Here is a 26,858-nt window from a genome sequence, read left to right on the forward strand (position 1 = left end):
GTTCTTCTTGGGCTTTGCGGAGCTCGTGGGGGAGTAGTTCGCGCAGCTGCTCCGGGAGGAACGGCAGGTCCAGCAGGCCCATCTTCAGCTGGTTGCGCTCCTGGTAGCGCAACGGGTCGAAGCGGACCACCAGGCCGGCGTTGCGGCGGTAGCTGATCTCGACGGCCCCCTCGGTCGCCGCGTCGCGGAACACCAGGCCGTCCATCTCCACCACGACCGCCGACGAGTTGGCCTCCAACTCCAGCCGGATCTTCTCCTCCGGGGACAGCACCACCGACCGGGAGATGCCGGCCATCGGCGCCGACGGCGTCACCACCACCGCGTCCGCCGCCGGGGAGATCAGCGGGCCACCGGCGGCATAGCTGTACGCGGTGGAGCCGATCGGCGTGCTGACCACCACGGCGTCGGCGCGGTAGTAGCCGTACTGCTGGCCGTCGACGGCCAGGGTGGCGGTGACGAAGCCGGAGCCGGGCTGGCGGACCAGGGCGATGTCGTTGAACGCCACAACGTCGTCACCGCACACGTCGCAGGCCAGGCAGGCGTGCGACTCGACGGTGAAGTCCTTCGACAGCAACCGGCTCAGCGCCTCGGGCAGCTCCGGCGGCTCGACCTCCACGAGGAAACCGAGCCGACCCAGGTGCACACCGAGCACCGGCTTCGGGTCGAGGATCGCCGAGCGCAGCGCGCCCAGCATGGTGCCGTCGCCGCCGATGCTGATCAACGCGTCGACCCGGGCGGCCAGCTCGCCCTCCGGCACGGGCTCGACGCTGGCCGGCACGCGGTGCTTGTCCTCCGCGCGTACCATCAGCGTCTTTCGGTGGCGCGTCGCCCACCGTTCGATGATCCCGACCACCTCGGTGACATCCCGGGTGGGGTGCAGCACAAGTCCCAGCCCCGACACCCGTACAGCTCACCACATCGGCGTCGGGCGCGCCCGGCGTACCTCGAAGGTGCGCCGACGGTCCGCGGACCGCCGGCGCACCTCCCCGCGTCAGTGCCGCGGTCGACCCGTGAGGTGGGTCAGCGAGCGGGCGACCAGGTCGTCGCGGGCCGCCGGAGGCAGGCCCTCCAGCCCGAAGCCCAGGTACACGGTGTCGGCGGTGACGACCACCGAACCCTCCTCGAACGCCTGCTGGCTGCGCGACCAGTCGTTGGCGTTGCCCCCGGAGCCGGGCGGCGGACCGGCCACCGTCCAGCCACCCAGGTCCGCCGACTCGAACGAGGTCTCCGCGACGGTCGACCCGTCGACCAGGACGCGGGCGTCGTCCAGGAAGACACCGAGACCCTGCGTGTTCCAGTCCGAGGCGTACGAGATCGACACCTCGACCTGCTTGCCGGCGTAGCCGGACAGATCGGCCACGAACTCCTTCCAGCCGCCCGACGTGCCGGTCGCCGCGTTCCAGGTGCCGGTGCTCCCGGTCGGCGTGCAGTCCGCGCCCTGGTAGTGCGCGAGGAACGGGTGCAACTGCTCCACCCAGCCCTCGGGGCAGCTGTCCCCGGTCACCGTGCTGGTCTTGCCGTTCACGTCCGGCAGGGTCGTCCAGTCGTCGCTGCCCACCTCGTGCGCCTCGACGAAGAGGAAGTCCCAGTTCTGCTCGGTGTCGTAGGAGGTGAAGAAGCGCAGCTCACCGCTGCTCGCCCCGGTGAGGTCCACGGTCCGGGTGAGCCGCTTGTACGACTCGTCGGTCTGGCCGCTGTAGAGGTACCACTCGCCGGTGCGCGGGTCGAACGGGGCGCCGCCCGGTCGGACCCAGTCCGCCGGCGCGGAGCTGGCGAACTGCGGGAACTGGTCCGGCGGCAGGAAGCCCGACGTGGTGAGGAACGACGCCGTGTGGGCCTGGTTTCCGGCCGACCCGGGCGCGTTGAGCTGACCGGTGAAGCCGGTGAACGCGGCGCCGTTCCCGGCGACCGCGTACGGCTCTCCCTCCGGCGCGGTGCCGCCGTCGCTGACGTAGGTGAAGGCGCCCAACCAGTACTGCTGGAAGTCGTTGAGCAGGGGCAGGCAGGCGTCGTCCTCGGCGTCGGTGCATTCCGGCGGCGCGTCCGGGTGGTACACGTAGGACCCGTTGGCGCCCTGGGCGAACAGCGCGTACTGGCCGCTGACGAGCAGCTTGCCGCCCTCGTTGAGGTAGTCCCGGACGGCCAGTTCGGTCTCCAGCGCGGCCCTCGCCGTGGTGCCGGCGACCTGGCCGGGGGAGCGCAGGATCACGTCGTCGCCGGTCTCCCACACCACCGCCTTGTAGTGCGACAGCACGCCGAGCGGGTGCGGTGCGGTGCGTCCCATCGTGTCGAAGTCGTACACGTCGCTGCTGCGCCCGGCGGCGCTCAGCGACGCGGCCACCTCGTCGGCGTACTTCGCGGTGCTGCCGGTCTGCGCGGGGCTGAGACCGGTGACGTCCTCCATAGCGAGGACCAGCACGTCACCGCCGATGTCGCCGTGCACCCGGTAGGTGAAGTGTTCGCTCGCCACCACCCCGGAGCGCTGTTTGACCCCGGTGAACCAGACCTCCACCCGGTCACCGGGCTTCGTGCCGGTGACGGTGCCGCGCAACTCGGCGTAGTAGTCGTCGTGGGTGTCGCCGTAGCGCTCACCGCCGCGCCACTCGCGGACCGTGGTCGTCTTCGGTCGCCCACCGTTGACCGTGTAGTGCATCCGCACGTTCTTCAGCGCCCGCCGGGTGATCGAGGCGACCTGCTGGGTGCGCCCGTACGACGTGTCGAACGTGTCCACCACGAAGTCCGGGGTGCTGCGTCCGACCACCGACACCGGCTCGTCCGGGTCCGCCGCCGACGTGGCCACGGCCAGCGCGAACGGCAGATTCTTGCCCACCTCGCCGGCGATGAGCGTCTCGTCGTCGGGGAAGATGAAACCGCTGACGCAGTCCTCCGGGCGCCACTCGTCGTCGGGGTCGACGGCCGAGGCGGCCTCGCAGGTGGACATCTCCGGGGTGAAGCCCAACGTGCCGTACTTGACGGTGGCGTGGCTGTCGGTGTCGCCGTTGGTGGTGTACAGCTCGGCGGAGATGTCCGGGTCGTAGCCGGGCACCGCCGGGTGCGCGTCGTCCCCGACCATCGCCTTGTAGATCTCGTCGTCCGGGCTGGGGGTGCTCACCTGCCAGCCGATGCCGTAGAGCAGCAGCTCGGCCGCCGAGTGGTAGTTGACGAAGAACTCGAACCCGACCCGCTTGAAGAGTCGGTCCAGTGCCACCGTCTCCGGCTCGGAGTTGGGGCTGGGGCCGCGGTAGGTGTCACTGTTCGGGTCAGGTGACGAGCCCTCGTTGTCGTACCCCCACTTGTAGGCGAAGTTGCGGTTGAGGTCGACGCCGTCCACCGAGGTGATCTGCCCGTCGCCGTTGTTGTCGCGCAGGTTCTTCCGCCACAGCCGGTTGCCGGGGGTGAAGGTGTGGTCGTAGCCGTCCGGGTTGGCCACCGGCAGGAACCACAGCTCGGTGGTATCCAGCAGGCGGGTAATCTCCCGGTCGCTGCCGTAGCTGTCCAACACGTGGTGCATCAGCCGGCGGTTCATCTCCGGTGTGATCCACTCGCGGGCGTGTTGCGCGCCAGCGTAGAGCACGGCGGGTCGTCGGCCGTCCGGCACCGTCCGGGCGTTCTTGGTGACCTTGAGGGCGAGGATCGGCTTGCCCTGTTGGCTCCGGCCGATGGTCTCGACCTTCGTCAGCCGGGGGAAGCGCGCCGCGGTCGCGGTGATCTCGTCGCGGATACCACCGGGCTCGCTGTACGAGCGGAACGCCGTCCAGCCGGCCGCCGACTGCTCCCGCAGCGCCTGCGAGGCGTCCTTGCCCCGAACCTTCTTCACCGACAGGGGGACGCCCCGGTCGGTCAGCCGCTTCGCCTGCCGACGACTGAGCACCGTCTCGACGGTGGTACGACCTGCCGCGTCCGTCTTCGCGTCGTGCCCGAGGTCCACCCCCGCCGCGCGCAGCTCCTCGCGCTGCTTCGCGTCCACCGCGCCGACGTACACCTCCAAGCCGTCGCGGGCACCCGGATCGGACGGTGGCCGCGCGCTCGCCGGTGGGGTCAGCGCCAGTGCGCCGACCAGGGTGACCACGCTGGCGATCGCCAGTCGTCTCGGTCTCATCGCGCCTCCTTGTGTGAAGGACCTGTAGGCGCGAGCCTTCGGTGCGGTGTGATCAATGTCAATAGGTTGATGGGAGTGAGGTGGCTGACCATGTCGGTGCCGGTGTCACGGGTGACCGCCCGGGCGGTCCCGGCCGGTGCGTTCCCAGGTGGCCCACAATCGCCTCGCAGAACGCACCCTCAATGTCGCACCGCTCCTCGACGTGCTGCCAGGTTCCGTCCAATCGGATGTGGTAGCCGGTCGACTTCTCCGCGGTGACCGTGCCGAAGTGCAGGCACTGGAACTCGATCAGGTGGAACCGGTCGCCGTCGAAGGCGATGTCCAACGACGTGAGGGGGGTGCCGAGGGTGTCGGAGACCTGCTCGGCGTAGTCGAGCAGCGCCTCGCGGTCGGCTCCCGCCATGTCTAGGTAGTCCAGGTCGCCGCTGCCACTGGCCCGGAAGTCGCCGGGACGGTTGCGGCGGTAGAGCAGGTAGTAGCGCTCGCCCATCCGCAGCACCTTGTAGTCGCCGGCCAGGCCCGGGACCATCTCCTGCACCAGGAACTTCTGCCGGTGCAGCGAACGGGCGTGGTGGTATCGGCGCAGCAGCCGTCGGCCGTGCTCGCGGACGGCCTCGGTTCCGTCGTGGCTGTCGCTGAGTGTGCGGGCGGTGTGGAGCAGTTCCTTCCGGTTTCGGGCCCGGGCCACGGACTGTGAACCGGCGCCGTAGGCCGACTTGAGCACCTTGGGCCAGGGCCCGTCCAGCTCCGTGGCGGCGAGCTCCTCGTAGGTGCCGAAGGTGCGGGTACGCAGAAGCCGGGTGTCGTCGGGGAAGAGTTGGGCGCGCAGCGCCTCCATCATCACCTTGTTGTGGTGGGCGCGCAGGTAGCGGTAGCCCGGGATGACCTGGGCGCCGGCGATTTCCAGTGCCAGCACCAGATCCTCGATCCAGCTCTTGTAGTGCAGGCCGTGATCCTCCGACGAGGTGTAGAGCACCGGCACCCCGCGCAGGTCCTCGTTCAGGTCCAGGTCGGCGAACCGGACGACCTCCGGTTCGAGGCCGGCGCGGCGGAAGTGCGCGGTGATCCGGTCGACGTCCATCGTGCACAGGCGGTGCCGGGTGCGGGCCGTGGAGTAGAACGTGCCCCGGTAGTCGGTCAGGATCAGGATTCTGGTCATGTCGATCTCTCTGCTGGCAGAGGCTCCACTCCGGCGTTGCGGTGCGGGCGTTCGGGTGAGCCGGACGTCGGCCAGTAGAACATGCACTAAATGACCCAAACCGGCATAAATCTAATATGCAAGCTGCTCGCATTGTTCCTGTTGCTCCATCTCGTCGGCCTATTTGGCGATTACGGCGATGCGGGGGATAAGGGGGAATTACACTTCGGACCGCGCGATCCATCCCACCCACCGCGAGAACGGGGACAGCGTTGCTGAGCATGGTGCGAGGCACGGCAAAGGCCCTGCGGGACCGCAGGGCCGCCGCCCGGGATCCGGAGGGGTTCGCCCGCTCCCTCGGTGTCGACCTGCGGGGCCGGGTCCGGTTCTACGGCATCGACCGGGCGATGTTCGGCTCCGAGCCGTGGCTCGTCACCCTCGGCGACAACGTCTACGTCACCGCCGGGGTCCAGTTCATCACCCACGACGGCGGCACGCTGATCCTCCGCAAGGAGGTGCCCGATCTGGAGTGGACCGCGCCGATCAGCATCGGGGACGACGTCTACCTCGGCGTGCGGACGATCATCCTGCCCGGGGTCACCATCGGCAACCGGTGCATCATCGGCGCCGGCTCGGTGGTGACCCGGGACATCCCGGACAACAGCGTCGCGGCCGGCGTGCCAGCTCGGGTCGTCCGCAGCGTCGACGACTATCTCGACCGGATGCGAGCCCGGTCGCTGGGGTGCGGGCACCTGCCGGCCGCCGAGAAGGCCGCGGTGATCCGCCAGATCTACGGGGTGCCCGAGCAGGTCGGCGCCGGACGAGCGGGCCGCTGATGCGGGTGTCGACCGGCAGCCCGAGTGCCGTCCTCGGCCCCGCGATCGTGGCGTTGAACCGTCTCCTGTCCACCGGCACCCGTGCCCGCCGGGCCATCCGGGGCCTGGCCCTCGCCGGCCGGTTCGCCGCCCGGGGGGACCACTTCACCTTCGACCCCGACGGTGTCTACACCTGCGAGACCATCGAGGTCGGGCGCAACGTGGACCTCGGTCACCGGCCGGTCCTGATCGCGGCCCGGTCGCGCATCCGGATCGGCGACAACGTCATGTTCGGCCCCGAGGTGACCATCCGTGGCGGCAACCACCGCATCGACCAGGTCGGCGTACCGATGATCGCGGTCGGCAAGGAGCCCGGCGACGAGACCCACGACCGGGGCGTGGTCATCGGAGACGACGTCTGGGTGGGCACCAGGGCGGTGATCCTGCACGGCGTCACCATCGGCCGGGGCGCGGTGATCGGCGCCGGCGCGGTCGTCACCCGGTCGGTGCCACCGTACGCGGTGGCCGCCGGCAACCCGGCCCGGGTGATCAGACTGCGGTGGCCGCTGGCGACCATCCAGGACCATGAGCGGCAGCTCTACCCGCCGGAGCGCCGACTGACCCCCGCCGAGCTGGCCGGCCTGGCTGAGCTGCCGGTGCCCGAGCCGCGCCCGGCGCCGGTGACGAAGTCACTGACCACCGGAGTCCAGGACCGGTAGTCGAAGCAGTGCGCCCGCTCGCGGGCCGCGCGACTCATCGCCCACCAGCCCGGATCGTCGAGCAGCAGCGCCCGCTCCAGCCCGCGCCGGACCTGCTCCGCACCGGAACCGTCAAGCACGATTCCCTCCCGGCCGTCCACGATGTAGCGCCGGAGATCACTGGTGTGGTTCAGCAGCACCGGGCAGCCGGCGGCCAGGCTCTCCGGCACCTTGGACGGGAAGCCTGCCTGCGCGTAGCCGGCCGGCGGGCGGACCAGCACCGAGAAGTGCGCCCGACGCAGTTCGGCGAGCACCCGGTCGCGGGGCACCCGACCGAGGAAGGTCACCTGGTCGTCGAGGTCGTCGGGGCCGGTCTCATCCAGGTCGGAAAGGCTGCCGGCCTGCTCCCGGCTGATCCCGGCGATCACCAGGTGCACCCGCGCGCGGTCGTCGGGCGCGAGGCCGCGGATGCCCTCCAGCACCACGGCCAGCTGGTCCTTCACGCCGGCCGAGCCGGCGTACAGCAGGCGCAGCCCGTCGTCGAGAGAGGGTGGCGCGGGGTCGTCGTAGTCGGTGCAATCCACCTGTGGCGGCACCACCAGTGTCGGCCGGCCCCGGCTGACGAACTGCCGCTCCAGCGCCTCGGAGATCGCGATGACCCGATCGGCGAGCCGGCCGGCCAGGAAGAACGCCCACCGGTGCCGGACGAAGTACGGCGTGAGCCAGCCCCGGGGAAACTGCGCCCGGTCGTGCCGTTCGAGCACGTCCACGGTCACCGGGCAGCGCACCGTCGAGCGCAGCACCGCCCAGGTGGCCAGGTTCCACAGGCCCAGCGGCAGGTACACACCGGCCAGCTCGTCCGGGCGGATGCCCGCGCGGCGCAGCGCGGCGAGCAGCCGCAGTGGACGGAGGCGCCGGTGCAGCCAGCGGCCGAGCACCCCGCCCGCGGTGCGCCGGCGGGGCAACGTGATCAGTCGGACGTCCGGTGGCAGGTCCGGGACAGCGGGCGGGCGCGACCCGTCGTCGGGCCAGTCGTTGACCACCAGGGTCACGCCGCCGGGCGGAGTGGCCGACCGGGCCAGTTGCAGCAGACGGTTGGACATTGCGTCCCCGTGCGGAAACCGGTACGCGGCCAGGGCCAGCACCTGTGCCGTCGTGAAGTGCCTGAGCTCGCTCATGGTGGTGGGCTCGCCCACGGTCTGCTCCCTCGAATACACCTTATGGAGTGTTATGCACCCTTAGTCTAGGTGTCGATGGACGCGACATGCGGTGGACAGTGCGCCGTGTCGGGCGGGAAAGAAGCGGGCGATCCCAGCCGCGGACACCCGTCGTCACTGCGCTGAGTCACCGTCGTTGTACGGATGACCTGTCGACTGGGGCGTGGAGGCGGCACGGCATGCGACGACCGATCAGCGGAGCGGCTCGCACCCCCGCCGACCGGCGCCGCCCCGTGACCGCCGGGCCGGTGGCGGTCCGCACGGCCCCGACGCGGCGGGTTTGATGGTCGCTCGTCACCGGGCTGCTGGTGGCGCCAGGGGTGGGTCGGTCGTCGGGCGGCACCGGGCGCGCGCAGGCGTACCCGAGGGGCACGCCGTCGGGCAGCACGGGACGCGGTCGGTCGTTCCGTCCGACGCCGGAAAGTCGCGGGGCCAAATTCTCGCCCGCGGCATCGTGTCCTCCCTGGCCGGCAAGATGGTGGGGCTGGCCGCGCCGCTGCTGATCACCCCGCTGGCATTCCGCAGTCTCGGCGCGGAGCGCTACGGCCTCTGGATGGCGGTCACCTCGCTCACGAGCATGGCGCTCTTCGCCGACTTCGGGCTCGGCAACGGTCTGCTGACCCGGCTGGCGAGGCTGCACGGCACCGGCGAGCGGCGGGCGGCGGCGCGCGAGATCTCCAGCGCCTACGCCATCCTGGGCGCGCTGTCCGTACTCCTGCTCGTCGTCCTCGTCGGCACCCTGCGGTGGGTGCCCTGGCCGACGCTGCTGAGCGCGGCGGACCCGGCGGTCGCCGGTGACGCCCGCCCGGTGGTGCTGCTCTGCTTCGGCGCCTTCCTGGTCAACATTCCCTTCGCCCTGATCCAGCGGGTCCAGTACGCCCAGCAGCAGGTGACGCAGAGCAACCTCTGGCAGGCCGGCGGCAGTCTCGTCTCGGTCGCCCTGGTCTACGCGGCGGTCACCAGCGAGGCCGACCCGGTGCTGGTCATCGCCGCCGCGGTGCTCGCCGTGCCGTTGGTGAGCCTGGCCAACTCCGTCTGCTACTTCGGCTGGCAGGCCCGGGAGCTGCGGCCCCGACCGGGCCTGGTGCGGGCGCCGGTGGCCCGCGGGCTGCTCCGGCTGGGCACCCGGTTCTTCCTCCTCTCCCTGCTCACCTCGGTGGTGCTCAACCTCGACAACGTCCTGATCAGCCGGGTGCTCGGGCTGCCCGCGGCGGCGACGTACGCGGTGGTGGTGCGGATGTTCGCCCTGCTGACGCTCTTCGTCACGCTGGTGAACATGCCGCTCTGGGCGGCCAACGGGGAGGCGCTGGCACGCGGTGACCTGGCCTGGGTGCGGCGCACCACCGTCCGCATGGTGGCCCTGTCCGCCACTGTGGTGGCGCTGCCCGGCGGTGCCCTCGTGGTCTTCGGCAACGACGTGATCCGCGTCTGGGTGCGCACCGCCGACTTCCCGTCGGTGCCGCGAACCCTCCTCGTCGGACTCGCCGCCTGGTCACTGCTGCTGGCCGTCGTGGCTCCCCTGTTCATGGTGCAGAACAGCATCGGTCTGCTCCGACCCCAGTTCGTCGGCTGGGCCGCCTGCCTGGCGGTGGCCGTACCTCTCAAGATCGTGCTGGCCCAGCGGGTGGGTCTGCCCGGGGTGGCGCTCGCCTCGGCGGCGACCTACGCGCTCACGGTGCTCCCGGCCGCCGTCATCGGCTATCGCCGCGTGCTGGTCGGCGAGACGCCGAGCGCGCCGCCCGCGTCCGAGGGGCGGGTCGTGGCGGCCGTGGGCAGTGCGAGGTGACCGGCCACACCGTGGCGTCACTTCGGGGCTCATGCCGCCGTTACCGTACGTGGTGCGGTCGGCGCGTCGAGGGTGGATCGCCGTCGAGCCGCAGCCGGAATGAGGGGTCATGCAGCGTCGCGCCGTGAACCGGCCGGTGGTGGTACAGCACTCGGCCGGCACCCCCGGTGCCAACGGCCCGCTGACCGCCGTGCAGCGGGTGCTCACCTCGTCTTTGGCCGACCGGTACGAGTTCGTCCGGATGCACCAGAGCGCGGGCAACGGAAGCCTGAACGTGCCGCTGCTGCGGGAGTGGGTGCGCCTGCTCCGCCGGGTCCGACCAGCGCTGGTGCACGTCCGGGGGCTGCAGAACGAGGGCCTGCACGGGGTGCTCGCCGCCCGACTCGCCGGCTGCCCACGGATCCTGGTGACCGTGCACGGCACGGTACGTGACCTGCGTCAGCCCGGCCGGCCTTGGCGGCACCGGCTGCTGGTGCACGGTGCCGAGCCCGCGACGCTGCGAATGGCCAGCCACGTCGGCACCGTCTGCGAGTACGCGGCCGGCCGGGGCTTCCTCCGCCACCTGGGTACGAAGTTCGTCGGGGTGATCCCCAACGGGGTACCGCTGCCGGCGCACCCGCGCGCGTCCCGGGATCGGGTCCGCGCCGACCTGGGGCTGGGCCCCGACGACGTGGCCATGATCGCGGTGTCCCGGCTGACCTGGGAGAAGGGCTACGGTGTCCTCGCCGACGCGCTGCGCCGCCTGCCGCCGTCCACCACCCGCCGGGTGCTGCTGGTCGCCGGTGACGGACCCGACCGGGATCCGATCGCGGCCGCCCTGACCGGCATCGGCGGGGTCGACGTGCGGCTGCTCGGCAACCGGCTCGACGTGCCGGACCTGCTCGCCGCGGCGGACCTCTTCGTCTTCCCCACCCTGCACGAGAACCTCTCCAACGCGCTGCTGGAGGCGATGGCGCACGGCCTGCCGGTCGTCGCGTCGGCGGTGGGCGGCAACGTCGAGGTCCTGCGCTCGGGTGGCGGCAGACTGGTGCCGCCGGGTGATCCGGACGCCCTGGCCGGGGCGCTGTCGCTGCTGCTCGACGCCCCCGTCGAGCGCGGCCACGTGGGTGAGCTGGGCCGCAAGGTGGTGGCTGAGGGCTACAGCCTCGACGTCATGCTCGGCGCCCTCGACCGGGTCTACCGGCGGATCCTCACGGAGTGAGGCCGGCGTCGTGCGGCGGGACATCCGTCGGGCGTGACCTGAGGGAACAGCGCTCGTTGCATCACTGGTGGCCGCCACGCGGTCGCTGCCACCGTGCCGGCGGGCAGGCAACGCGCCGCCCGCCCGTCTCGGCGGCCGAACTGAGCGGAGAGACGCGTTGAAGGTAGTGGTGACCGGGGGTGCCGGCTTCATCGGCGCCAACCTGGTGCGGGCGCTGGACGCGGCCCCACAGGTGAGCGAGATCGTGGTCGTCGACGACCTCTCCACCGGCCTGCTGGACAACCTGCACGGCCAGCCGGCCCGGCTGCACCAGGGCACCGTGCTCGACCCGGATCTGTTGGACGCGGCGTTCGCCGGCGCGGCCAGCGTGGTGCACCTGGGCGCCCTCGGCTCGGTGCCGCGCTCCATCGACCAGCCGCTGCCCAGCCACCACGCGAACGCCACCGGGACGCTGATGGTGCTGGAGGCGGCCCGCAGACACGACGTCGGGCAGGTGATCCTCTCGTCGTCCTCGTCGGTCTACGGCGCCAACCCGGTGTTGCCCCGGCAGGAGGGGTTGCGGCCCATTCCGGTCTCCCCGTACGCGGTCTCCAAGCTCGCCGCCGAGGCGTACGCGGTCGCCTACGCCGCCTGCTACGACCTGGCCGTGCTGCCGTTCCGGTTCTTCAACGTCTTCGGCCCGTGGCAGGCGGTGCACCACGCGTACGCCGCGGTGCTGCCCCGGTTCATCAGCGCCGCGCTCGCCGGTGAGCCGCTGCGGGTGCACGGCGACGGCCGGCAGAGCCGCGACTTCACCTTCGTCGGCAGCGTCACCTCGGTGATCGTCGACGCCATCGTGCGCCGAGTGTCGACGACCGACGTGGTCAACCTGGCCTTCGGTGCGCGCATCACGCTGCTCGACCTGATCGCCGAGCTGGAGGACATCCTGGGTCGCTCGTTGGCGGTGGTGCACGAGCCACCACGCGCCGGCGACGTGCGGGACTCACAGGCCGACTGCACCCGGCTGCGGGAGCTGTTCCCCGCGGCCCGGCCGGTGCCGCTGCGCACCGGCCTCGAGCAGACCGTGTCCTGGATGTCCGGTCACGTGCTCGCCGGCCAGTAGGTCAGCCGCTCAGCGCAGCCGCCGACCCGGGTCGGCGGAGGCCCGATCTCGCCGGTCCGCAGGGTCACGTCACCAGGCTCTGACCGGTGGTGCGGCGTGCCGTGGCGCCGCCTTCCGGCCGGCGCCGGACGCCGCCGTCCGTAGCGCCACCGGTGCGACGGACACGAGCGCGAGGGCCACGAAACACACCGGTGACGCCTCCCAGTGGCCGGTCAGCCAGATCGGCGTCTGGCTGACCAGGAAGACGCCCGCCGCGCGGCCGAAGGCCGGCGAGGGATGCCGGAAGGGCACGATCACCGCGAACGTGAGTATCCCGCCGTAGAGGACGACGCCGACCAGCCCCAGGTCGTTGCCGACGCTCAACAGGAGATTGTGGGCGCCCACCGCCAGGCTGCCGGTGGCGGTCAACATGCCGGGGCCGATGCCGAGGATGGGGGACTCGGCCCAGGACGACACCGCGTACGGCCAGATGTACAGCCTCCCGGACAGGTCACCGGTGGCCCGGCCGGCGAAGGCGCCGTCGAGCCAGAGCATCTCGGAGGAGAGCACCCGGTAGAGACCGAGCGGCACCGCGATGAGGACGATGGGCACCGTGACGACGGCCACCGTCCGGGCCAGCCGCGCGGCCACCGTGCTCAGCAGCAGGTAGGCGGCACCGACCAGCACCGAGATGAGCGCACCCCTCGTCCCGGTGAGGAGCACGCCCCAGAACAGGAGGCCCGCCGCCGCGACGATGCCGAGCCACTCGACCTTCGTCGAGGGCCCCAGCAGCATCAGGACGGCGGCGAGGACGACGCCGGCCGCGAGACTGTACGCCGTGTAGTTGTAGTTGACTCCGTCGACGCCGTACCGGATCGAGAAGTCCATCACGGAGTCGCGAGCCTGTACCGAGTTGGGTATCGGGTTGGTGATCAGCTCGACGGCGGTGCCGACGCAGCCGGCCAGGAACGCGTAGCCGACGGCGAAGAGCGCCGCTCGGCTGCGCACGACGTGGCGGACGGCGATGAACATCGCACAGGCCGCCCCGTACAGATAGGCCATCGGGAGCGCGGTGTCGAAGTCCGCCGCCCAGAACAGCGCGACGCTGGCCCACACCGCCGTGCCGGCGGCCAGCAGGTCGGGGGGGAGTAGTCGCGGCGCCCGGCAACTCACCAGGACAGCCACCAGGGCCACCGCCGCACCGTAGCGATTCGTGGTGCTGGGGGCCCACTGGGAGCTGAAGGCGATGGCGCAGACGAGCAGGAGCCCGGGAACGTGCCGCGCCGACGAGGACCGTGCCGAGGGGGACCGTCGGCTTCCGGGAACGGACGCCGTCCCGCCGGTGCGGTACGCCGCGGCTCGGCCGGTCGTGGCCCGGGCGCCGGTCGAGGTCGCCGCGGCGGTCCGAGGACCGGTCTGATCGTGCAGGACCGGGGTCACCTCAGCCGTCCCGGAGCAGCCCTGAGCGTCGCCTCGGTCGTCGTCCTGTCCACCATTCGTCGCCTTCCTGAGGGCCGCAGTCAAACCACCATAAGGCCGTACATCCCATCGAAAATGGAAAAGGCGGCACATTCCTGATTGGTCTGACGGCCCCGCCTGCATAACCATCGCCCGCCACCGGGGGTTATTGCTGCGGAACGGTCATGCGGAACGCGCCACTATGGGGGTCGACATGCAGGTGTACATCGCCGGTCGCGCGCCGGTGCTGAGCGCTCGGCGTCCGGCCCCGGGGAAGTGACACCCATGCCCGACGATCGGATCCCGCGGGTCGCGCTGCTGGGCTTCACCCTGCCCGACGACGTGCTGCGGGGGGTGATGGCCGGCGACGCCACGGATGCCACCCAGACGCACACCTTCGCCTGGGCCGTGGTCAACGGCCTGCGCGACGCCGGTTGCCCCGTACGCCTGCTCTCCGCCGCGCCGGTGTCGAACTACCCGCGCAACCGTCGGATCCGGTTCCGCGCCAGCCGCTTCCACCACGACGGGGTCGACGGCCAGCAACTGGGCTTCCTGAACGTCCTGGGTATCAAGCACCTCAGCCGGTTCCTCTCCGCCTGGTGGCACGGCGTCCGATCGACCAGACGGGATCCGATCGACGTCCTCCTGGTGCACGGCGTGCACACGCCGTTCCTCTGGTGTGGATTGGCGCTGGCCCGCCTGCGCCGCATGTCGGTGGTGCCGATCCTGACCGACCCTCCGGGAGTGGGCAGGCCGGGCGAGGGACGTGCGGTGCGACTGCTGCGTGGGCTCGACGTGGCGCTGGTCCGGGCCGCCCTCACGCGTTGCTCGGGCGTGATCGCCCTGACGCTCCCGCTCGCCGAGGACTTCGCGCCGGGGCGTCCCCGCCTCATCATCGAGGGCATCTGCACGCCACCGTCGGTCGGCGGGCGACCGCAGGCCCGCAGCCGGACCCGGGAGATCATCTACGCCGGTGGGCTGAGCCGCGCGTACGGTGTGGACCGTCTGGTGGAGGCGTTCCGCGGGCTGCCCGACCCCGACCTGCGCCTGTCCGTCTTCGGTCGCGGTGACCTCGAACCGTGGCTGCGCGACCAGGCGTCGGCCGACCCGCGGATCGCCGCACCGGAACTGCTCGACCGGTCCCGGCTCGGCCATCGCCTGGCCGGCGCGGCGGTGCTGGCCAATCCTCGCCCCGTCGACCAGTACTTCGTCCCCTACTCGTTCCCGTCGAAGATCATCGAATACCTGGCGATGGGCGTGCCGGTGGTGTCGACGGATCTGCCGGGCATCCCGGACGACTACCGTCCGTACCTCGTCTACCCCCCGACGGACACGGTCGCGGGGCTGCGCGCGGCGATCGAGCGGGTGCTCGACATGCCGGCGGGCGAGGCCGCGGCTCTCGGGGCGGCGGGACGGGACTTCGTCGTCCGGACCCGCAGCCGCGCGGTGCAGGGCCAACGGATGCGGGACTTCCTGGGTGGGCTCACCGACGGGTCCGCCGACCAGGCGGTGACGACGCGGCGGCCCGTCACCGCCGACCACTGACGGTCGGGCGGTCGGGCACCGGTTCGGGCCCGACTCCAGCTGGGCGACCAGTCGGCCGCCCCTCGACTTCTGCCCGAAATGCATATGTTTGCCACGACCCATAGGTCGATTGCTCGTTGAGCCGAGCGTGTGCGTCCGGCCCCGCTGCCGGACCCTTCCTTGATCATTGATGAACGGAGTCCTTGTGAGCGCAGTACCTGCCGGTTGCCGGGTCTTGATCACCGGCGGTACCGGATCCTTCGGTCAGACGATGACCCGCCGCCTGCTCGACGGCGACGTCGGCGAGGTCCGGGTGTTGAGCCGCGACGAGGCCAAGCAGGACGCCATGCGCCGGCAGCTCGGCGACGACCGGGTGCGCTACCTCGTCGGCGACACCCGCGACGCCGACTCGGTCGGTCGAGCCACCCGCGACGTCGACTACGTCTTCCACGCCGCCGCCCTCAAGCAGGTGCCGTCCTGCGAGTTCTTCCCGCTGGAGGCGGTGCGCACCAACATCCTGGGCAGCAGCAACGTCATCGAGGCGGCGGAGCGCAACGGCGTCGGCTCGGTGGTGGTGCTCAGCACCGACAAGGCCGTGCACCCGATCAACGCGATGGGGATGAGCAAGGCGTTGATGGAGAAGGTGGCGCAGGCGTACGCCCGCAACAACCCGCGCAGCCGTACCGTCGTCTCCTGCGTCCGGTACGGCAATGTGATGTACTCCCGCGGCTCGGTGATCCCGCTCTTCGTGGAACAGATCAAGGCCGGCCGCGCCCCGACGGTGACCGACCCGACGATGACCCGTTTCCTCATGTCCCTGGCCGATTCCGTCAACCTGGTCGAGCACGCGTTCCAGCACGCCCGGCCCGGGGACATCTTCATCCGCAAGGCCGCGGCGAGCACCGTCGGGGACCTCGCCGAGGCGGTGTGCGAGCTCTTCGACGCGCCGTCGAAGATCGAGTGCATCGGCGTACGGCACGGCGAGAAGCACCACGAGACCCTCGCCAGCCGCGAGGAACTGGCGCAGGCCGAAGACTTCGGCGAGTTCTACCGGGTGCCGGTGGACGCCCGGGACCTCAACTACGCGCTCTACGTCTCCGAGGGGGAGCTGGGCGAGACGCCGGCGCAGGAGTTCAACTCCGCCAACGCGCGGCGGCTGGACGTACCGCAGATCAGGCAGCTGCTGCAGACGCTGCCCGAGATTCGGGCCGAGCTGGCCCTGCGCGACCCGGTGCTGTCGTGCTGAGGATCGCGGTCACCGGCGCCGGCGGCTTCCTCGGCTGGCACGTGCGCGTCCTGGCCCGGGCGCTCGGCTGGCCCGAACCGGTGGTGATCACGCGCGGGGACCTGTACGACGAGGCGGCGCTCGCGGCCCGGCTGGACGGCGTCGACCGGGTGTTGCACCTGGCCGGGGTCAACCGGGGTGACCCGGTCGAGGTGGCCACCACAAACGTCGACCTCGCCGCCGCGTTGGCCCGTGGGCTGCGCCGATGCGCCACACCGCCGGGTGCGGTCGTCTTCGCCAACTCTGTGCAGGCCGGCAACGGCACGCCGTACGGCGATGCGAAGGCTGTCGCCGCGGCGACCCTCGCGGCGGCCCGGCCCGACCTGATCGACGTCCTGCTGCCGAACCTGTACGGCGAGCACGGACTGCCGCACTACAACTCGGTGGTGGCCACGTTCTGCCGGCTGCTCGCCGAGGGGCGTACCCCGCAGGTGCACGAGAACCGGCAGATGGAGTTGGTGCACGTCACCGACGCCGCGGCCCGGCTGCTCGGAGTCCCGGCGGACGGCTCGTGGGATCCGTCGATGCCGATGCTGCGGATCGGCGTACGCGAACTCGCCGACCGGTTGACCGGCTTCGCCGGCATCTACCGCAACGGCGAGATCCCACGCCTGGTCGACCGGCACGACGTGCGGCTGTTCAACGCCTACCGGTCGCAGTGCTTCCCGGAGCACTACCCGCTCCCGCTGCCCCGGCACGCCGACTCGCGCGGCGAGCTGGTGGAGGCGGTACGGGCGCACGGTGCTGCCGGGCAGACGTTCTGCTCCACCACCCGACCCGGCATCAGCCGGGGCGAGCACTTCCACCTGGCGAAGGTGGAGCGGTTCGTGGTGCTGCGCGGCAGCGCCGAGATCAGCCTGCGTCGGGTCAGCGAGGACACCGTGGTGCGCTTCCAGGTCAGCGGTGACGAACCCGTGGTGGTGGACATGCCGACCATGTGGGCGCACAAGATCGTGAACACCGGGACCGACGAACTCTTCACTCTCTTCTGGGTCAACGAACTGTTCGACCCGGACCGCCCCGACACCTACCCGGAGCGGGTGGAGGCGGCGGAGCCTGTCCCAGCGGTGCTGGCGTGACGGAGGACCTGACATGACCAGGGTAATGACGGTTGTCGGCACGCGGCCGGAGATCATCCGACTGGCTCGGGTGCTGGACCGACTCGACCGGACCGTCGACCACGTCCTCGTCCACACCGGGCAGAACTGGGACCGGTCCCTGTCGGACATCTTCTTCACCGAGCTGCGGCTGCGCCAACCGGACCGGTTCCTGCGGGTGGACACGTCCTCCCTCGGCCGGGTGCTCGGCGGGGTGCTGATCGGGATGGAGCAGGCGATCGAGGAGGTGCGGCCGGACGCACTGCTGGTGCTCGGCGACACCAACAGCTGCATCGCCGCGCTGATGGCCCGCCGCATGCGGGTGCCCGTCTACCACATGGAGGCCGGCAACCGCTGCTTCGACCTCAACGTGCCGGAGGAGACCAACCGGCGGATGGTCGACCACGTCGCCGACTTCAACCTGGTCTACACCGAGCACGCCCGCCGCAATCTGCTGGCCGAGGGTCTGCACCCGCGTCGGATCCTGCACACCGGCTCCCCGATGCGCGAGGTGCTGGAGCACTATCGGGACGGGGTCGAGCGGTCGACGATCCTCGACCAGCTCGGGCTCACCGCCGGCGACTACTTCGTGGTGAGCGCCCACCGGGAGGAGACCGTCGACCGACCGGACCGGCTGCGCCGGTTGCTCGACTGCCTGCGGGCCGTCCGGGACACCTGGGGACTGCCGGTGCTGGTGTCGACGCACCCCCGTACCCGCAAGCGGCTGGAAGCGTTGGCCGACGACGCGCTCGCACTCGACGGCATCGCCTTCCACGAGCCGTTCGGGCTGCTCGACTACGTACGGTTGCAGAGTCAGGCGCGGTGCACCCTCTCCGACAGCGGCACCATCAGCGAGGAGTCGGCGATCCTCGGTTTCCCGGCCGTGACACTGCGGGAGTCGATCGAACGCCCCGAGGCGCTGGACGCCGGCGGCATCGTGATGACCGGGCTGGACCCGGAGGGCGTGCTGGAGGCGATCCGGGTGGTGGTCGACCAGGTCGCCGCCGACGGTGTGCCCTGCCCGACCGACTACCAGGTCCCCGACACGTCACGCCGGGTGGTCGACTTCATCCTGTCGACCGTGCGCCGGCACCACGACTGGGCCGGCATCCGGCGCTGATCCGCCGGTTGCGCCGCGCACACCGTGCCGGGTTCGGTCACCGCGACCGAACCCGGCCGTCGCGGGTTGTGCCCGCTGGGCGTTCTCCGACGTACGGCAGCGCGCCGAGCAGCGGTCCGTCGACCGGCCCGAGGACGTAGGCGGACAGCTGGCCGTGCCGGCGCAGCAGGGCCAGGCCGAGGACCGCACCGGTGAGCACCTCGGCCGCGAGGGTGGCAGCGGCCGCACCGGTCGCACCCGCCAGGGGCACCGCCGCGAGAGCCACCGGGGTGATCAGGGCGGCGTTCACCACCATGATCCGGGTCGCCTGCCGGTAGCTCGCGTCGCCGATCTGATTCAGCGTGACCGCCCGGACAACGGTCATGAAGGGAAGTGCGACAGCCAGGAGGACCAGCCACAGCGCCGGCCCGGGCGGGGGGAGCCGGAGCAGATCGCCGACGATCCACGGGGCCGCGACGATGCTCACCACCGTCATGAACACCGCGCCGGCGATGGCGACCACCTCGCCCTGCCGGCCGTCGTTCACGGTGCCGAGGCCCTGCCGGCGCCGGACGCGCCCGACCAGCGACACCCGCAGCGCGGCGGTCAGCACGCTGGTCTGGGCCTGGTACACGCTGAGCACCGCGCCGAACGCCCCCATCACCTGCGGTGAGACCAGCAGCGACAGCAGGACCGTCGTCATCCGGCCGCCCCAGTACTCGGCGAGGCTGTAGGTGAACAGGTGCCGGTTCATGCCGAACGCGGAGAGCGCGCGCCGTGGCGACAACTCGGTCAGGAAGCGGGGGCGGAGCCAGGATCGTCCACCGAGGAACGCCTCGGCGGCCAGGAGCTGGATGACCGCCGCGATCAGCAACGCGCTGCTCAGTTGCCCGCCCAGGGCGACCAGCACCAGAGCCGGGACCTTGCACCCGCAGACGGCCACCGCCGTGCTGACGAACCGCAGGTCGCGCGCCAGATCCGCGAGTTGGAAGTTGGCGTGGTGGTTGCCGATGGTCACCACCGCGATCGCCAGCATCGCCGCCCACTCGTAGCCGGAGCGGCTGTAGAGGGTTCCGATGGCTACGGTGCCGAGCACCATGCACGGCAGTGTCACGAACACCCACTGGCTGCGCACTGCCCGGCGTTGTTCGGCATCGCCGCTGATGTAGAGCAGGGGGGAGCCGCCGGCCACGACGATCGCCACCAGGGACAGGGCCGCCGTGACAGCGACGTACGCCGCGATCTCGTCGGTCTGGCCGTGCCGTGCGCTCACCGCGAGCAGTGCGGCGTTCAGCAGCCCGTTCAGCAGGTTCGTGCAGGAGGCCACCAGCGAGTGCCGGGTCGACGACGTGATCTGGCGTGGCTGTCGCCGGCGACGGCGCCTCGGTGCCGGCGCGTCGTCGAACGGCGGGGACCACTGCGGCCAGCCGGGCGAGGGCGGTGCCTGGCGGGCACCAGTCATCCCTCGTCCCGGCCCATCACGGCCTTCTCCTCGCACGCGCGATCCGGCCCCGCCGCGCCGCCGTGGCGAGCAGGTCGGCGAGGACCGGCGCGTTGCTCGCCTCACTCATGTGGGTCAGGTAGTACTGGCGTCCCGCCCGTCCCATGTCCCGAAGCCGGTCCCGTGGCGTGTCCCTGGCCGATCGGATGACCGCGGCCAGTGCCTCGGCGTCACCCGGCGGGGCCGCGAAGCCTGCTTCGGCGTCACGCGCGATGCGGGCCACGTCACCGGGTGCGCAGGCGAGCATGGGCTGACCGCAGGCGAGGATGGACTGCGTCTTGCTGGGCAGGGTGATCCGGAACAGCGGCTCGTCCGCCAGGGAGATGAGGTTGAGGTCGGCGACGGCCATCCGGGCGGGCATGCGTTCCGGGGGGACCGAGTCGAGGAAGTGGACGTTGCCCAGCCGGTCGCGGGTCACCTGGGCGATCAGCCGGTCCTTCTCGACGCCGTCGCCCACCAGGACAAGGTGAACGTCCGGTGTGTCCCGCAGTCGTGCCATGGCGTCCACCACGACGTCGAGTCGCTGGGCCGCGCCGAGGTTGCCGCCGTACATGAGCAGGAAGTCGTCGTCGGTCAGACCCAGCCGGCGTCGCAGGCCGGGTTCCGGCTCGGTCGGCTGCATGATCTTCTCGTCGGCCCAGATGTAGACCAGCGAGACCTTCTCGGCGGGCACGCCCCGGTCGATGACGATGTCCCGTAGTCCCGGCGTGGGAACCGTCACGTGGTCGGCCCACCGGTAGGTCCGGTCGGTGAAGCGGCCCAGCACCGCCTCCGCGATCCGCCGGGTCGGTCCCTCGGTGAGGAAGCCGGTCGCGAACACGTTGTCCGGCCACAGGTCGATCACCATCGTCACGTACGGCGTCCGCCACCGCAGTTTCGCCATCATGGCCGCGGCGGTCGCGGTGACCGGGGAGGAGTAGACCAGAGCGACGTCCGTGTCGCGCAGTGCGCTGGCGCCGAGCAGCGAGGAGGATGCCGCCCAACTCGTGTAGTTCACCGCCCGGCCGATCGCCGACCGGTCGTGGCTCGGGTAGAGCGGCGTGCGCAGGACACGCGCCCCGTCCTGCACCTCGACGCTGCGGCGCCGCGCCGAGTAGCCCTCGTACACGACGCCTCTCGGGTAGTTCGGTACGCCGGTGAGCACGTCGGCGACGAAGCCCTGGTGACGCAGCGTCGTGGTGAGGCGTTGGGCGAGGGCCGCGGGTTCCGGAGGGAACCACTGGCTCACCAGTGTGACCCGGTCGGGCCGGTCGCCGTTCACCCCGAAGGCCGCGCCCTCGGGTCGGCGAGCGGCGCCGGACGCCGCACCTGCCGGCACCTGATCGCCGTGGTCGAGGTCGCTCATCACGGGCCTTCCTGTCTGCGCGTGCGTCCGATGTCAGGTCGCGCTCACGAGTGGTGGCGCAGGAAGCCGTGGATCTCGTCACTGATCCGGTTGATCTGCTCCTCGTCGAGTGACGATCCGCTGGGCAGGGTCAGTCCCTGCGCGAAGAGTCGATCCGCGGCACCGGTGAGGTACGCCTCCGCGCCGGCGAACATGGGCTGCCGGTGCAGCGGCTTCCAGGCCGGCCGGGTCTCGATGTCGGCCTGCGCGAGATGACCGGCCAGCTCCGCGGCCTGCCAGCCGCTGAGCTTCGGGTCCACGGTGATGACGGTGAGCCAGCAGTTGGTGCCCGGGTCACTCTCGGCCAGCACCTCGACGCCGGCGACCGGCGCGAACAGTTTCGAGTAGTGGTCCCGGACCCGGCGCCGGCGGGCGGTCATCTCGTCCAGCCGGCTCAGCTGGGCCCGGCCGAACGCGGCCAGGAGGTTGCTCAGCCGGTAGTTGAAGCCCATCTCGTCGTGCTCGTGGTGCTGGGCCGGGATACGGGCCTGGTTGGCGCGGTGCCGAGCCCGGGTGATCACCTGCTCGTCGTGGGAGAGCAGCATTCCGCCGCCCGAGGTGGTGATCATCTTGTTGTGGCTGAACGAGAGCACCCCGGCGTCGCCGAAGGAGCCGGCGCAGCGGCCCCGGTACGTCGAGCCCAGCGCCTCCGCCGAGTCCTCGACGACGCGCAGCTCCGCCTCCCGGCAGAGGTCCAGCAGCGGGTCGTAGTCGACGCAGGCGCCGAACATGTCGACCGGCATCACCGCGCCGATCGGCCGTCCGGCCCTGCGCAGGTCGGCGACGACCTCACTCAGCAGGCCCACGTCCACATTGCCGGTGGCCGGGTCGCAGTCGACGAAGACCGGGGTGGCGCCGGTGTAGAGCACGGCGTTGGCGGTCGCCACGAACGTCACGGTGGGTACCAGCACGATCTGCCCCGGACCCACGCCGCAGGAGAGCAGGCCGAGGTGCAGGGCGGCCGTGCCGGAGTTGAGTGCCAGGGCGTACGGCACTCCGACCCGCTGGGCGACCTCCTGCTCGAAGGCGTCCACCTCCGGACCGAACGGCATCGCTCCACCGCTGCGCAGCGCGCGTACGACAGCGACCTCCTCGGCCGGTCCCACGTCGGGCAGGGAGAGGTAGATGGGCGCGCGCATGGGCATGAAGAACTCCTCGCAGCCGGTCGGTCGCCTACGCAGCACTCAACGATCCGCCCCTGCGAGAGTTTCGGTCATTTTCGCCAATAAAGGGCGGTCATGTCGGCATTGAGCCGATCCTCGGCGCGTCGTCCACCGTGTCGGCGGCTCCGGGCGGGTCAGCCCGGCGTTGCCGCGAGCGTGCACCGCATCCGGACGAACCGGGCCAGCTCCGTGCCGGCGGCGGCCGGTCGTTCATCGGTGCCGGTCGTGGCGGAGAAGCAGCGGTCGATCTCGACCAGCCGGCTGGCGGCGGCGGCGAGAGCGGCGGCGTCGGGTGCGGCCGGGACGCGGACGGCCGTGCCGACCACCCTCAGGTCGACGTCATCGCCGATGACGGTGCGGACGGTGAGGTCGCCGAAGCCGTACGCGGTGTGGTGCGCCGCGAAGGCCGGCCAGTTCACCAGTCGGATCGAGGCCGGCGTCGACGCTTCCGCGCCGAGGACCTCGCGCCAGCTGGAGCGGGTCAGGTCCGTGAAACCGTGGCGCAGGTACAGCCGGTGGGCGGCCGGATTGTCGCGGGACACGTCGAGCAGCAGCGCCCGGCAGCCCAGCCGTACGGCGAGGTCGTGTCCGTCGCGGAGCAGGCGGCTGCCCAGGCCCCGCCCGCGCTCGTCATCGCGCACCGCGATCCCGTTGAGGAGCAACTGCCCGGGCAGCAGCCGCCAGTCGGCCACGGCCCGCAGTCCGTGTGGACCGCGCACCGCGCGCAGGACGACCGTGCGAGCGTGCATCGGTGGCGTCAGCGCCGCGGCCAGGTACGACCAGTAGCCGCCGGCGTGGTACGCGACAAGCCCGCGGCAGGCCTGCGGCACGGACGACGCCAGCAGGTCCGTCGCCTCGACGAGGGTCGGATCGTCGGCGTCGTCGAGCGTGTCGACCTCGCCGGCGGTCAGGTCGAGACGCACTTCAATTCCCGTTCCTTGTCCAGATCGAGCATCTCCGCACTGGGGTCGACCACCACGCCCCTGCCGGTGAGGACCATGGAGACCGTCGCGGCGAGTATCCGCAGGTCCAGCCAGAGGTTCCACTGTTCGACGTACCGTACATCGAGTGCCAGGCGCCGGTCCCAGACGACGCTGTTACGTCCGTTGACCTGGGCGAGCCCCGTGATTCCGGGGCGCATGTCGAAGCGTCGCCGTTCCCGATCGTCGTACCAGGCGTCGTAGCGGGGGAGCAGCGGCCGTGGGCCAACCAGGCTGAGGTCACCCCGGAGGACATTGATCAACTGGGGCAGCTCGTCGATGCTCAGGCGACGTAGCGTACGACCGACCGGGCCGCACCGCAGCCCGTCCGGCAGGAGAGCGCCGGCAGCGTCACGTTCGTCGGACATGGTCCGGATCTTGAATATTCTGATCGGTAGTTGCCATTGGCCGGTGCGTTCCTGGGTGAACAGAACCGGCGCACCCAGTTGAATGCGGACCAGCAGCGCGGCAACCGCCAGGACTGGCAGGGTGAGAATAAGAATCAGCAGCGCGAGCACTATGTCCAGCAACCGCTTCACCCGACGTTGCATATCCATCGAAACGCCTTCACCGTAGCCGTGGTTGGTGCTCATGTAGGTGTTATAGCAGAGCAAAGGGCACGCCTTCCGCGGTTCAGGCGAAGCGATAGGCCGGGAACCAGCCGGATGCGTGCAGTGTCGACGTGGGCCGTCCGATCCGCGTCGCCGCCGCCTTCACCAGCAGCTCGTACGCGTCGTCGTTGATCACCAGGGAGGCCGTCCAGAAGGGTGCCCGTTCGCCCCCGAACGAGCGCTTGAACATCAGCAGTTTGTCGTCGTCCCGGGAGCTGATGCCGCCGCCGAGGTGTACCCGCCGGCAGCCGTTGTCGGCGGACCAGCGGAGGATCGACCAGACCAGGAGATTGTTGGCGCCGAGCCGCCCACCCTCGAGTGTGGAGCCGGCGAGGTGGTAATGCGCCAGTTCGCTGTGTCGCATCACCAACGCCGATGCGACTGCCGCCCCGACGTCGTCCCGGACCTCGGCGACCAGCAGATTCTTGCCGAGGCCGTCGAGTAGTGCCCGGTAGTAGGAATCGGGGAAGAAATATCTGGCGCTGCTGCCGATTCTCGCCATTGTCTGCTCATACAGTCGGCGAAAGCTGCTGGACCGACCGAGATCGGCGGGGTCGACGTGGCGGACCTCAGCGGTCAAGCCGCTTCGCTCGGCCTTTCGAATAGCGGTTCGAGCCCGCCCTGCCAATTGTTTCCAGACGGCGTCGGGGCCTTGACCAACCGATACGACGACATTTTCCCCCCGCCAGGTGAAATTCAGGCCGGGTAGGTCCCTGGCGAATTCCGTCGAGCGGCTGTCGAGCGGCGAGAATCGAAAGAACAGTGAGATGAGGCCCGCCTCGCGCCAGCAGTCGACCATCTGCGGCCAGAGCCGTTCCACGTCGTGCCGGGTGCGCGACGGACCGACGTGGATGCCGGCGTAGCCATACGGGCTGATCCCGTCGGACCACCGCTCGTCGATGCGCCGCTGAAGGAAGGGAACCAGTACGTCGTCGCCGCAGTGCGTCATGCGCCACGCGCCACCCTCTGCCTCGGCGGCCGCTGATCCGTAGCCCTTGGTGAAATAGACATCAGGGCAGCGGTCATCGGGCGGCGAGTGCGCGTCGGTCAGACCCCAGATCCTTGGTTGACTGCTCATTGCTCCCCCGAGAGTCGCCCGATGGTCGCCGAACGTGAACGACGTCCCTGTCCACCCACCGCCATCCGCAGCCCTCGTCGTCGGTGTCGCCTCCGTCTGTCTCCGGCAGGCTTAACGAGGCAGAATCACACCGGATTCGCCTCTGTCGAGAATCTAAGTCGCTTTTGGGCCGTTTGTCCGCTTGAGAACTGGACGAACGGTGAAGCCGCAGATCAGCGGCTGTCGGGCAGCGCCCGCCGACCCGGAACGCGGTCGCTCAGTCCCAGTTGTCGCCGGCTTCGAGGCGACGGGTGAGCAGGGCACGCAACGGCACCGATTCCCCGTCGCGACCGCCCCGACCGATGACGAGCGGAGCCGGATCGGGCTGCGGGTCCGCGCCGAACAGGCGTGCGCGCAGACTCGTCGGCACGGTCAGCAGATGGAAGCCGGCCCGGACGTCGATCGCGCGGCTGTGCGCCCTGTCCACGTACCAACCGGTGAGCCGGGTGCGGTAGCGGGAGCGTCCGTCGTAACCCCGGGCGACCAGCCGGGTGGTCCGCAGCCCGCGTCGCGTCGCCTCGGCGACGAACCAGGCCACCAGCTCCGCCGCCTCCGCCTGCTCGGCGGCCCGCCGCCGCGCGTCCGCGTCGGCGTGTGCCCGCACCGCGCGCCGCTGCTGATCCCGCCACTCCCGGCCGTCGTGCTCACCCACGACGCCGACGGTACGCGACCCGACTCAGTCGAGGACCGCCCGCAGCGTGTGCCGGGCGAGGCCGGCCATCACCGGATTGGTCTCGACGTAGTACGGCAACGCGTTGATCGCCTGCTCCAGGGCCCAGCCGCGGCCCCGCTCCCACGTCGCGTCGTCCACGCCCAACGCCCGTCGGTACGTCTCCCGCGCCGCGGCGTCGAACAGGTTCCACGCCGGCATCAGGTCCACCGCCGGGTCACCCACGGTGACCGCGCCCAGGTCGATGACCGCGGCCAGCCGACCGTCGCGGACCAGCAGGTTGCCCGGCATCAGGTCGGCGTGGATCCACGCGTCATCGCCGTCGTGCCGGGGAGTCGTCCGGCACCGGTCCCACACTTCGGCGAGCCGAGCGGTGTCGGTCAACTCGCCGCTCGCGGCGAGGGCCGTCCGCACGTCGGCATCCTCGGCGGCCAGTGGCCCGCCCCGACCGGACCCCGGCCAGGACCGCCCGCCGGTCTCGATGCCCCGCAGGGCCGTCACGACCCCGGCCAGGTCGCGGGCGAAGACGTCGAGGTCGGCGATCCGGTCGAGCTGCGCCGTCTCGCCAGGGATGAAGCGGTACGCCGTCCACGGCCCCGGGTACCCCTCGCCCGGCGCACCGAGGCCGAGCGGTTCGGGCACCGTGACCGGCAGTTGCGCGGCGAGCAGCACGGCGTGCTCCTGCTCCCGCACCAGCTCGTCGCGTAGCTCGGCATCGGCGTAGGGCCGCAGCGGAAACCGCAGCACGACCTCCGTGCCGAGCCGGAACAGGGCGTTCACCGTGCCGGCCGAGGGGAGCGGGCGAACCGGCAGGCCCCGCCAGCGGGGGAACTGCTCGGCCACCAGCGCGGCGACCACGTCCGCGCTCACATCCACCTGGTCGACATGCATCCTCACCGCGGGATCATCGCCCAGATCCCCACCGCAGGCGAGC

At 71.1% G+C, this 26,858-nt stretch carries 22 protein-coding genes and 1 pseudogene; 10 read left to right on the forward strand and 13 right to left on the reverse strand.

The window, feature by feature from the left end; all coding sequences use genetic code 11:
• The 3 genes from F8271_RS15590 to F8271_RS15600 all read right to left on the reverse strand — a co-directional run.
• A partial coding sequence (locus F8271_RS15590) for an NAD(+)/NADH kinase (protein WP_370461916.1) occupies positions 1-892 on the reverse strand: 892 nt, incomplete at its 3' end.
• A 99-nt stretch (positions 893-991) separates the two neighbouring features.
• Positions 992-4,099: a M14 family metallopeptidase gene (locus F8271_RS15595; RefSeq protein WP_151490495.1), complete on the reverse strand. Its 3,108-nt coding sequence runs from the start codon at positions 4,097-4,099 to the stop codon at positions 992-994.
• Between the two features lie 58 nt (positions 4,100-4,157).
• On the reverse strand, positions 4,158-5,258 hold the full coding sequence (locus F8271_RS15600) for a RimK family alpha-L-glutamate ligase (RefSeq protein ID WP_151490496.1): 1,101 nt from the start codon (positions 5,256-5,258) through the stop codon (positions 4,158-4,160).
• 260 nt (positions 5,259-5,518) lie between these two features.
• On the opposite strand from F8271_RS15600, the gene F8271_RS15605 reads away from it, so the two are divergent.
• A complete protein-coding gene (locus F8271_RS15605; protein WP_225854561.1) occupies positions 5,519-6,073 on the forward strand; it encodes a DapH/DapD/GlmU-related protein in 555 nt (184 codons plus the stop codon).
• Positions 6,073-6,771: a DapH/DapD/GlmU-related protein gene (locus tag F8271_RS33995; protein ID WP_151490498.1), complete on the forward strand. Its 699-nt coding sequence runs from the start codon at positions 6,073-6,075 to the stop codon at positions 6,769-6,771. The genes F8271_RS15605 and F8271_RS33995 overlap by 1 nt, the downstream gene beginning before the upstream one ends.
• A 20-nt stretch (positions 6,772-6,791) precedes the next feature.
• Here F8271_RS33995 and F8271_RS33200 read toward each other — a convergent pair.
• Positions 6,792-7,928, reverse strand: a pseudogene (locus F8271_RS33200) (glycosyltransferase); the annotation flags it as partial.
• Positions 7,929-8,250: 322 nt separating this feature from the next.
• On the opposite strand from F8271_RS33200, the gene F8271_RS15620 reads away from it, so the two are divergent.
• From F8271_RS15620 to F8271_RS15630, 3 genes are all read left to right on the forward strand, one after another.
• On the forward strand, positions 8,251-9,753 hold the full coding sequence (locus F8271_RS15620; RefSeq protein ID WP_151490500.1) for a lipopolysaccharide biosynthesis protein: 1,503 nt from the start codon (positions 8,251-8,253) through the stop codon (positions 9,751-9,753).
• A 109-nt stretch (positions 9,754-9,862) separates the two neighbouring features.
• Complete coding sequence (locus F8271_RS15625; RefSeq protein WP_151490501.1) at positions 9,863-10,954, forward strand: glycosyltransferase family 4 protein; 1,092 nt, start codon at positions 9,863-9,865, stop codon at positions 10,952-10,954.
• A 166-nt stretch (positions 10,955-11,120) separates the two neighbouring features.
• Positions 11,121-12,056: an NAD-dependent epimerase/dehydratase family protein gene (locus F8271_RS15630; RefSeq protein WP_225854563.1), complete on the forward strand. Its 936-nt coding sequence runs from the start codon at positions 11,121-11,123 to the stop codon at positions 12,054-12,056.
• A 69-nt stretch (positions 12,057-12,125) separates the two neighbouring features.
• Here the strand turns inward: F8271_RS15630 and F8271_RS15635 are convergent, their stop codons facing one another.
• Complete coding sequence (locus F8271_RS15635; protein WP_192580303.1) at positions 12,126-13,229, reverse strand: O-antigen ligase; 1,104 nt, start codon at positions 13,227-13,229, stop codon at positions 12,126-12,128.
• Positions 13,230-13,248: 19 nt separating this feature from the next.
• Between F8271_RS15635 and F8271_RS32405 the strand changes: the two genes are divergently transcribed.
• The 5 genes from F8271_RS32405 (at position 13,249) to wecB (ending at position 18,519) form a co-directional block, all read left to right on the forward strand.
• Complete coding sequence (locus F8271_RS32405; RefSeq protein ID WP_192580304.1) at positions 13,249-13,455, forward strand: hypothetical protein; 207 nt, start codon at positions 13,249-13,251, stop codon at positions 13,453-13,455.
• A 323-nt stretch (positions 13,456-13,778) separates the two neighbouring features.
• Complete coding sequence (locus tag F8271_RS15640) at positions 13,779-15,038, forward strand: glycosyltransferase (protein ID WP_151490504.1); 1,260 nt, start codon at positions 13,779-13,781, stop codon at positions 15,036-15,038.
• Positions 15,039-15,207: 169 nt separating this feature from the next.
• Positions 15,208-16,263 (forward strand): polysaccharide biosynthesis protein, encoded by a 1,056-nt coding sequence (locus tag F8271_RS15645; RefSeq protein WP_192580305.1) that lies wholly within the window; start codon positions 15,208-15,210, stop codon positions 16,261-16,263.
• Entirely contained in the window at positions 16,257-17,381 is a 1,125-nt protein-coding gene (locus F8271_RS15650; RefSeq protein WP_151490506.1) for an NAD-dependent epimerase/dehydratase family protein, read from the forward strand. The genes F8271_RS15645 and F8271_RS15650 overlap by 7 nt, the downstream gene beginning before the upstream one ends.
• A gap of 13 nt (positions 17,382-17,394) precedes the next feature.
• Positions 17,395-18,519, forward strand: coding sequence for a non-hydrolyzing UDP-N-acetylglucosamine 2-epimerase (gene wecB / locus F8271_RS15655; RefSeq protein ID WP_151490507.1), 1,125 nt, complete (start codon positions 17,395-17,397; stop codon positions 18,517-18,519).
• A 37-nt stretch (positions 18,520-18,556) separates the two neighbouring features.
• Here wecB and F8271_RS15660 read toward each other — a convergent pair whose 3' ends face one another.
• From F8271_RS15660 to F8271_RS15695, 8 genes are all read right to left on the reverse strand, one after another.
• The gene (locus F8271_RS15660; RefSeq protein ID WP_151490508.1) at positions 18,557-19,960 is read right to left on the reverse strand and encodes a hypothetical protein; all 1,404 of its coding nucleotides are present in this window, start codon (positions 19,958-19,960) and stop codon (positions 18,557-18,559) included.
• Positions 19,961-19,976: 16 nt separating this feature from the next.
• Positions 19,977-21,344 (reverse strand): glycosyltransferase family 4 protein, encoded by a 1,368-nt coding sequence (locus F8271_RS15665; RefSeq protein WP_151490509.1) that lies wholly within the window; start codon positions 21,342-21,344, stop codon positions 19,977-19,979.
• A gap of 44 nt (positions 21,345-21,388) precedes the next feature.
• Entirely contained in the window at positions 21,389-22,528 is a 1,140-nt protein-coding gene (locus F8271_RS15670) for a DegT/DnrJ/EryC1/StrS family aminotransferase (protein ID WP_357948038.1), read from the reverse strand.
• 152 nt (positions 22,529-22,680) lie between these two features.
• Positions 22,681-23,469 carry a GNAT family N-acetyltransferase gene (locus F8271_RS15675; RefSeq protein ID WP_151490510.1) on the reverse strand — a complete coding sequence of 263 codons (789 nt, stop codon included), beginning with the start codon at positions 23,467-23,469 and terminating at the stop codon, positions 22,681-22,683.
• On the reverse strand, positions 23,454-24,119 hold the full coding sequence (locus F8271_RS15680; RefSeq protein WP_225854562.1) for a sugar transferase: 666 nt from the start codon (positions 24,117-24,119) through the stop codon (positions 23,454-23,456). The genes F8271_RS15675 and F8271_RS15680 overlap by 16 nt, the downstream gene beginning before the upstream one ends.
• Before the next feature lie 40 nt (positions 24,120-24,159).
• Positions 24,160-25,215: a GNAT family N-acetyltransferase gene (locus tag F8271_RS15685; protein WP_151490511.1), complete on the reverse strand. Its 1,056-nt coding sequence runs from the start codon at positions 25,213-25,215 to the stop codon at positions 24,160-24,162.
• A gap of 256 nt (positions 25,216-25,471) precedes the next feature.
• Entirely contained in the window at positions 25,472-25,906 is a 435-nt protein-coding gene (locus F8271_RS15690; protein ID WP_151490512.1) for a hypothetical protein, read from the reverse strand.
• A 24-nt stretch (positions 25,907-25,930) separates the two neighbouring features.
• Positions 25,931-26,858, reverse strand: a 928-nt coding sequence (locus F8271_RS15695) for an aminoglycoside phosphotransferase family protein (protein WP_370461915.1), incomplete at its 5' end; no start/stop codon positions are given.

This window comes from Micromonospora sp. ALFpr18c, assembly GCF_008868155.1.
Classification (GTDB): Bacteria; Actinomycetota; Actinomycetes; order Mycobacteriales; family Micromonosporaceae; genus Micromonospora.

Bases quoted from the DNA above. Each gene is read 5' to 3' on its own strand.
- F8271_RS15595 (WP_151490495.1), bottom strand. From the start codon at position 4,099: ATGAGACCGAGACGACTGGCGATCGCCAGCGTGGTCACCCTGGTCGGC.
- F8271_RS15600 (WP_151490496.1), bottom strand. From the start codon at position 5,258: ATGACCAGAATCCTGATCCTGACCGACTACCGGGGCACGTTCTACTCC.
- F8271_RS15605 (WP_225854561.1), top strand. From the start codon at position 5,519: ATGGTGCGAGGCACGGCAAAGGCCCTGCGGGACCGCAGGGCCGCCGCC.
- F8271_RS33995 (WP_151490498.1), top strand. From the start codon at position 6,073: ATGCGGGTGTCGACCGGCAGCCCGAGTGCCGTCCTCGGCCCCGCGATC.
- F8271_RS15620 (WP_151490500.1), top strand. From the start codon at position 8,251: ATGGTCGCTCGTCACCGGGCTGCTGGTGGCGCCAGGGGTGGGTCGGTC.
- F8271_RS15625 (WP_151490501.1), top strand. From the start codon at position 9,863: ATGCAGCGTCGCGCCGTGAACCGGCCGGTGGTGGTACAGCACTCGGCC.
- F8271_RS15640 (WP_151490504.1), top strand. From the start codon at position 13,779: ATGCCCGACGATCGGATCCCGCGGGTCGCGCTGCTGGGCTTCACCCTG.
- F8271_RS15645 (WP_192580305.1), top strand. From the start codon at position 15,208: ATGAACGGAGTCCTTGTGAGCGCAGTACCTGCCGGTTGCCGGGTCTTG.
- wecB (WP_151490507.1), top strand. From the start codon at position 17,395: ATGACCAGGGTAATGACGGTTGTCGGCACGCGGCCGGAGATCATCCGA.
- F8271_RS15660 (WP_151490508.1), bottom strand. From the start codon at position 19,960: ATGACTGGTGCCCGCCAGGCACCGCCCTCGCCCGGCTGGCCGCAGTGG.
- F8271_RS15665 (WP_151490509.1), bottom strand. From the start codon at position 21,344: ATGAGCGACCTCGACCACGGCGATCAGGTGCCGGCAGGTGCGGCGTCC.
- F8271_RS15670 (WP_357948038.1), bottom strand. From the start codon at position 22,528: ATGCCCATGCGCGCGCCCATCTACCTCTCCCTGCCCGACGTGGGACCG.
- F8271_RS15680 (WP_225854562.1), bottom strand. From the start codon at position 24,119: ATGAGCACCAACCACGGCTACGGTGAAGGCGTTTCGATGGATATGCAA.
- F8271_RS15685 (WP_151490511.1), bottom strand. From the start codon at position 25,215: ATGAGCAGTCAACCAAGGATCTGGGGTCTGACCGACGCGCACTCGCCG.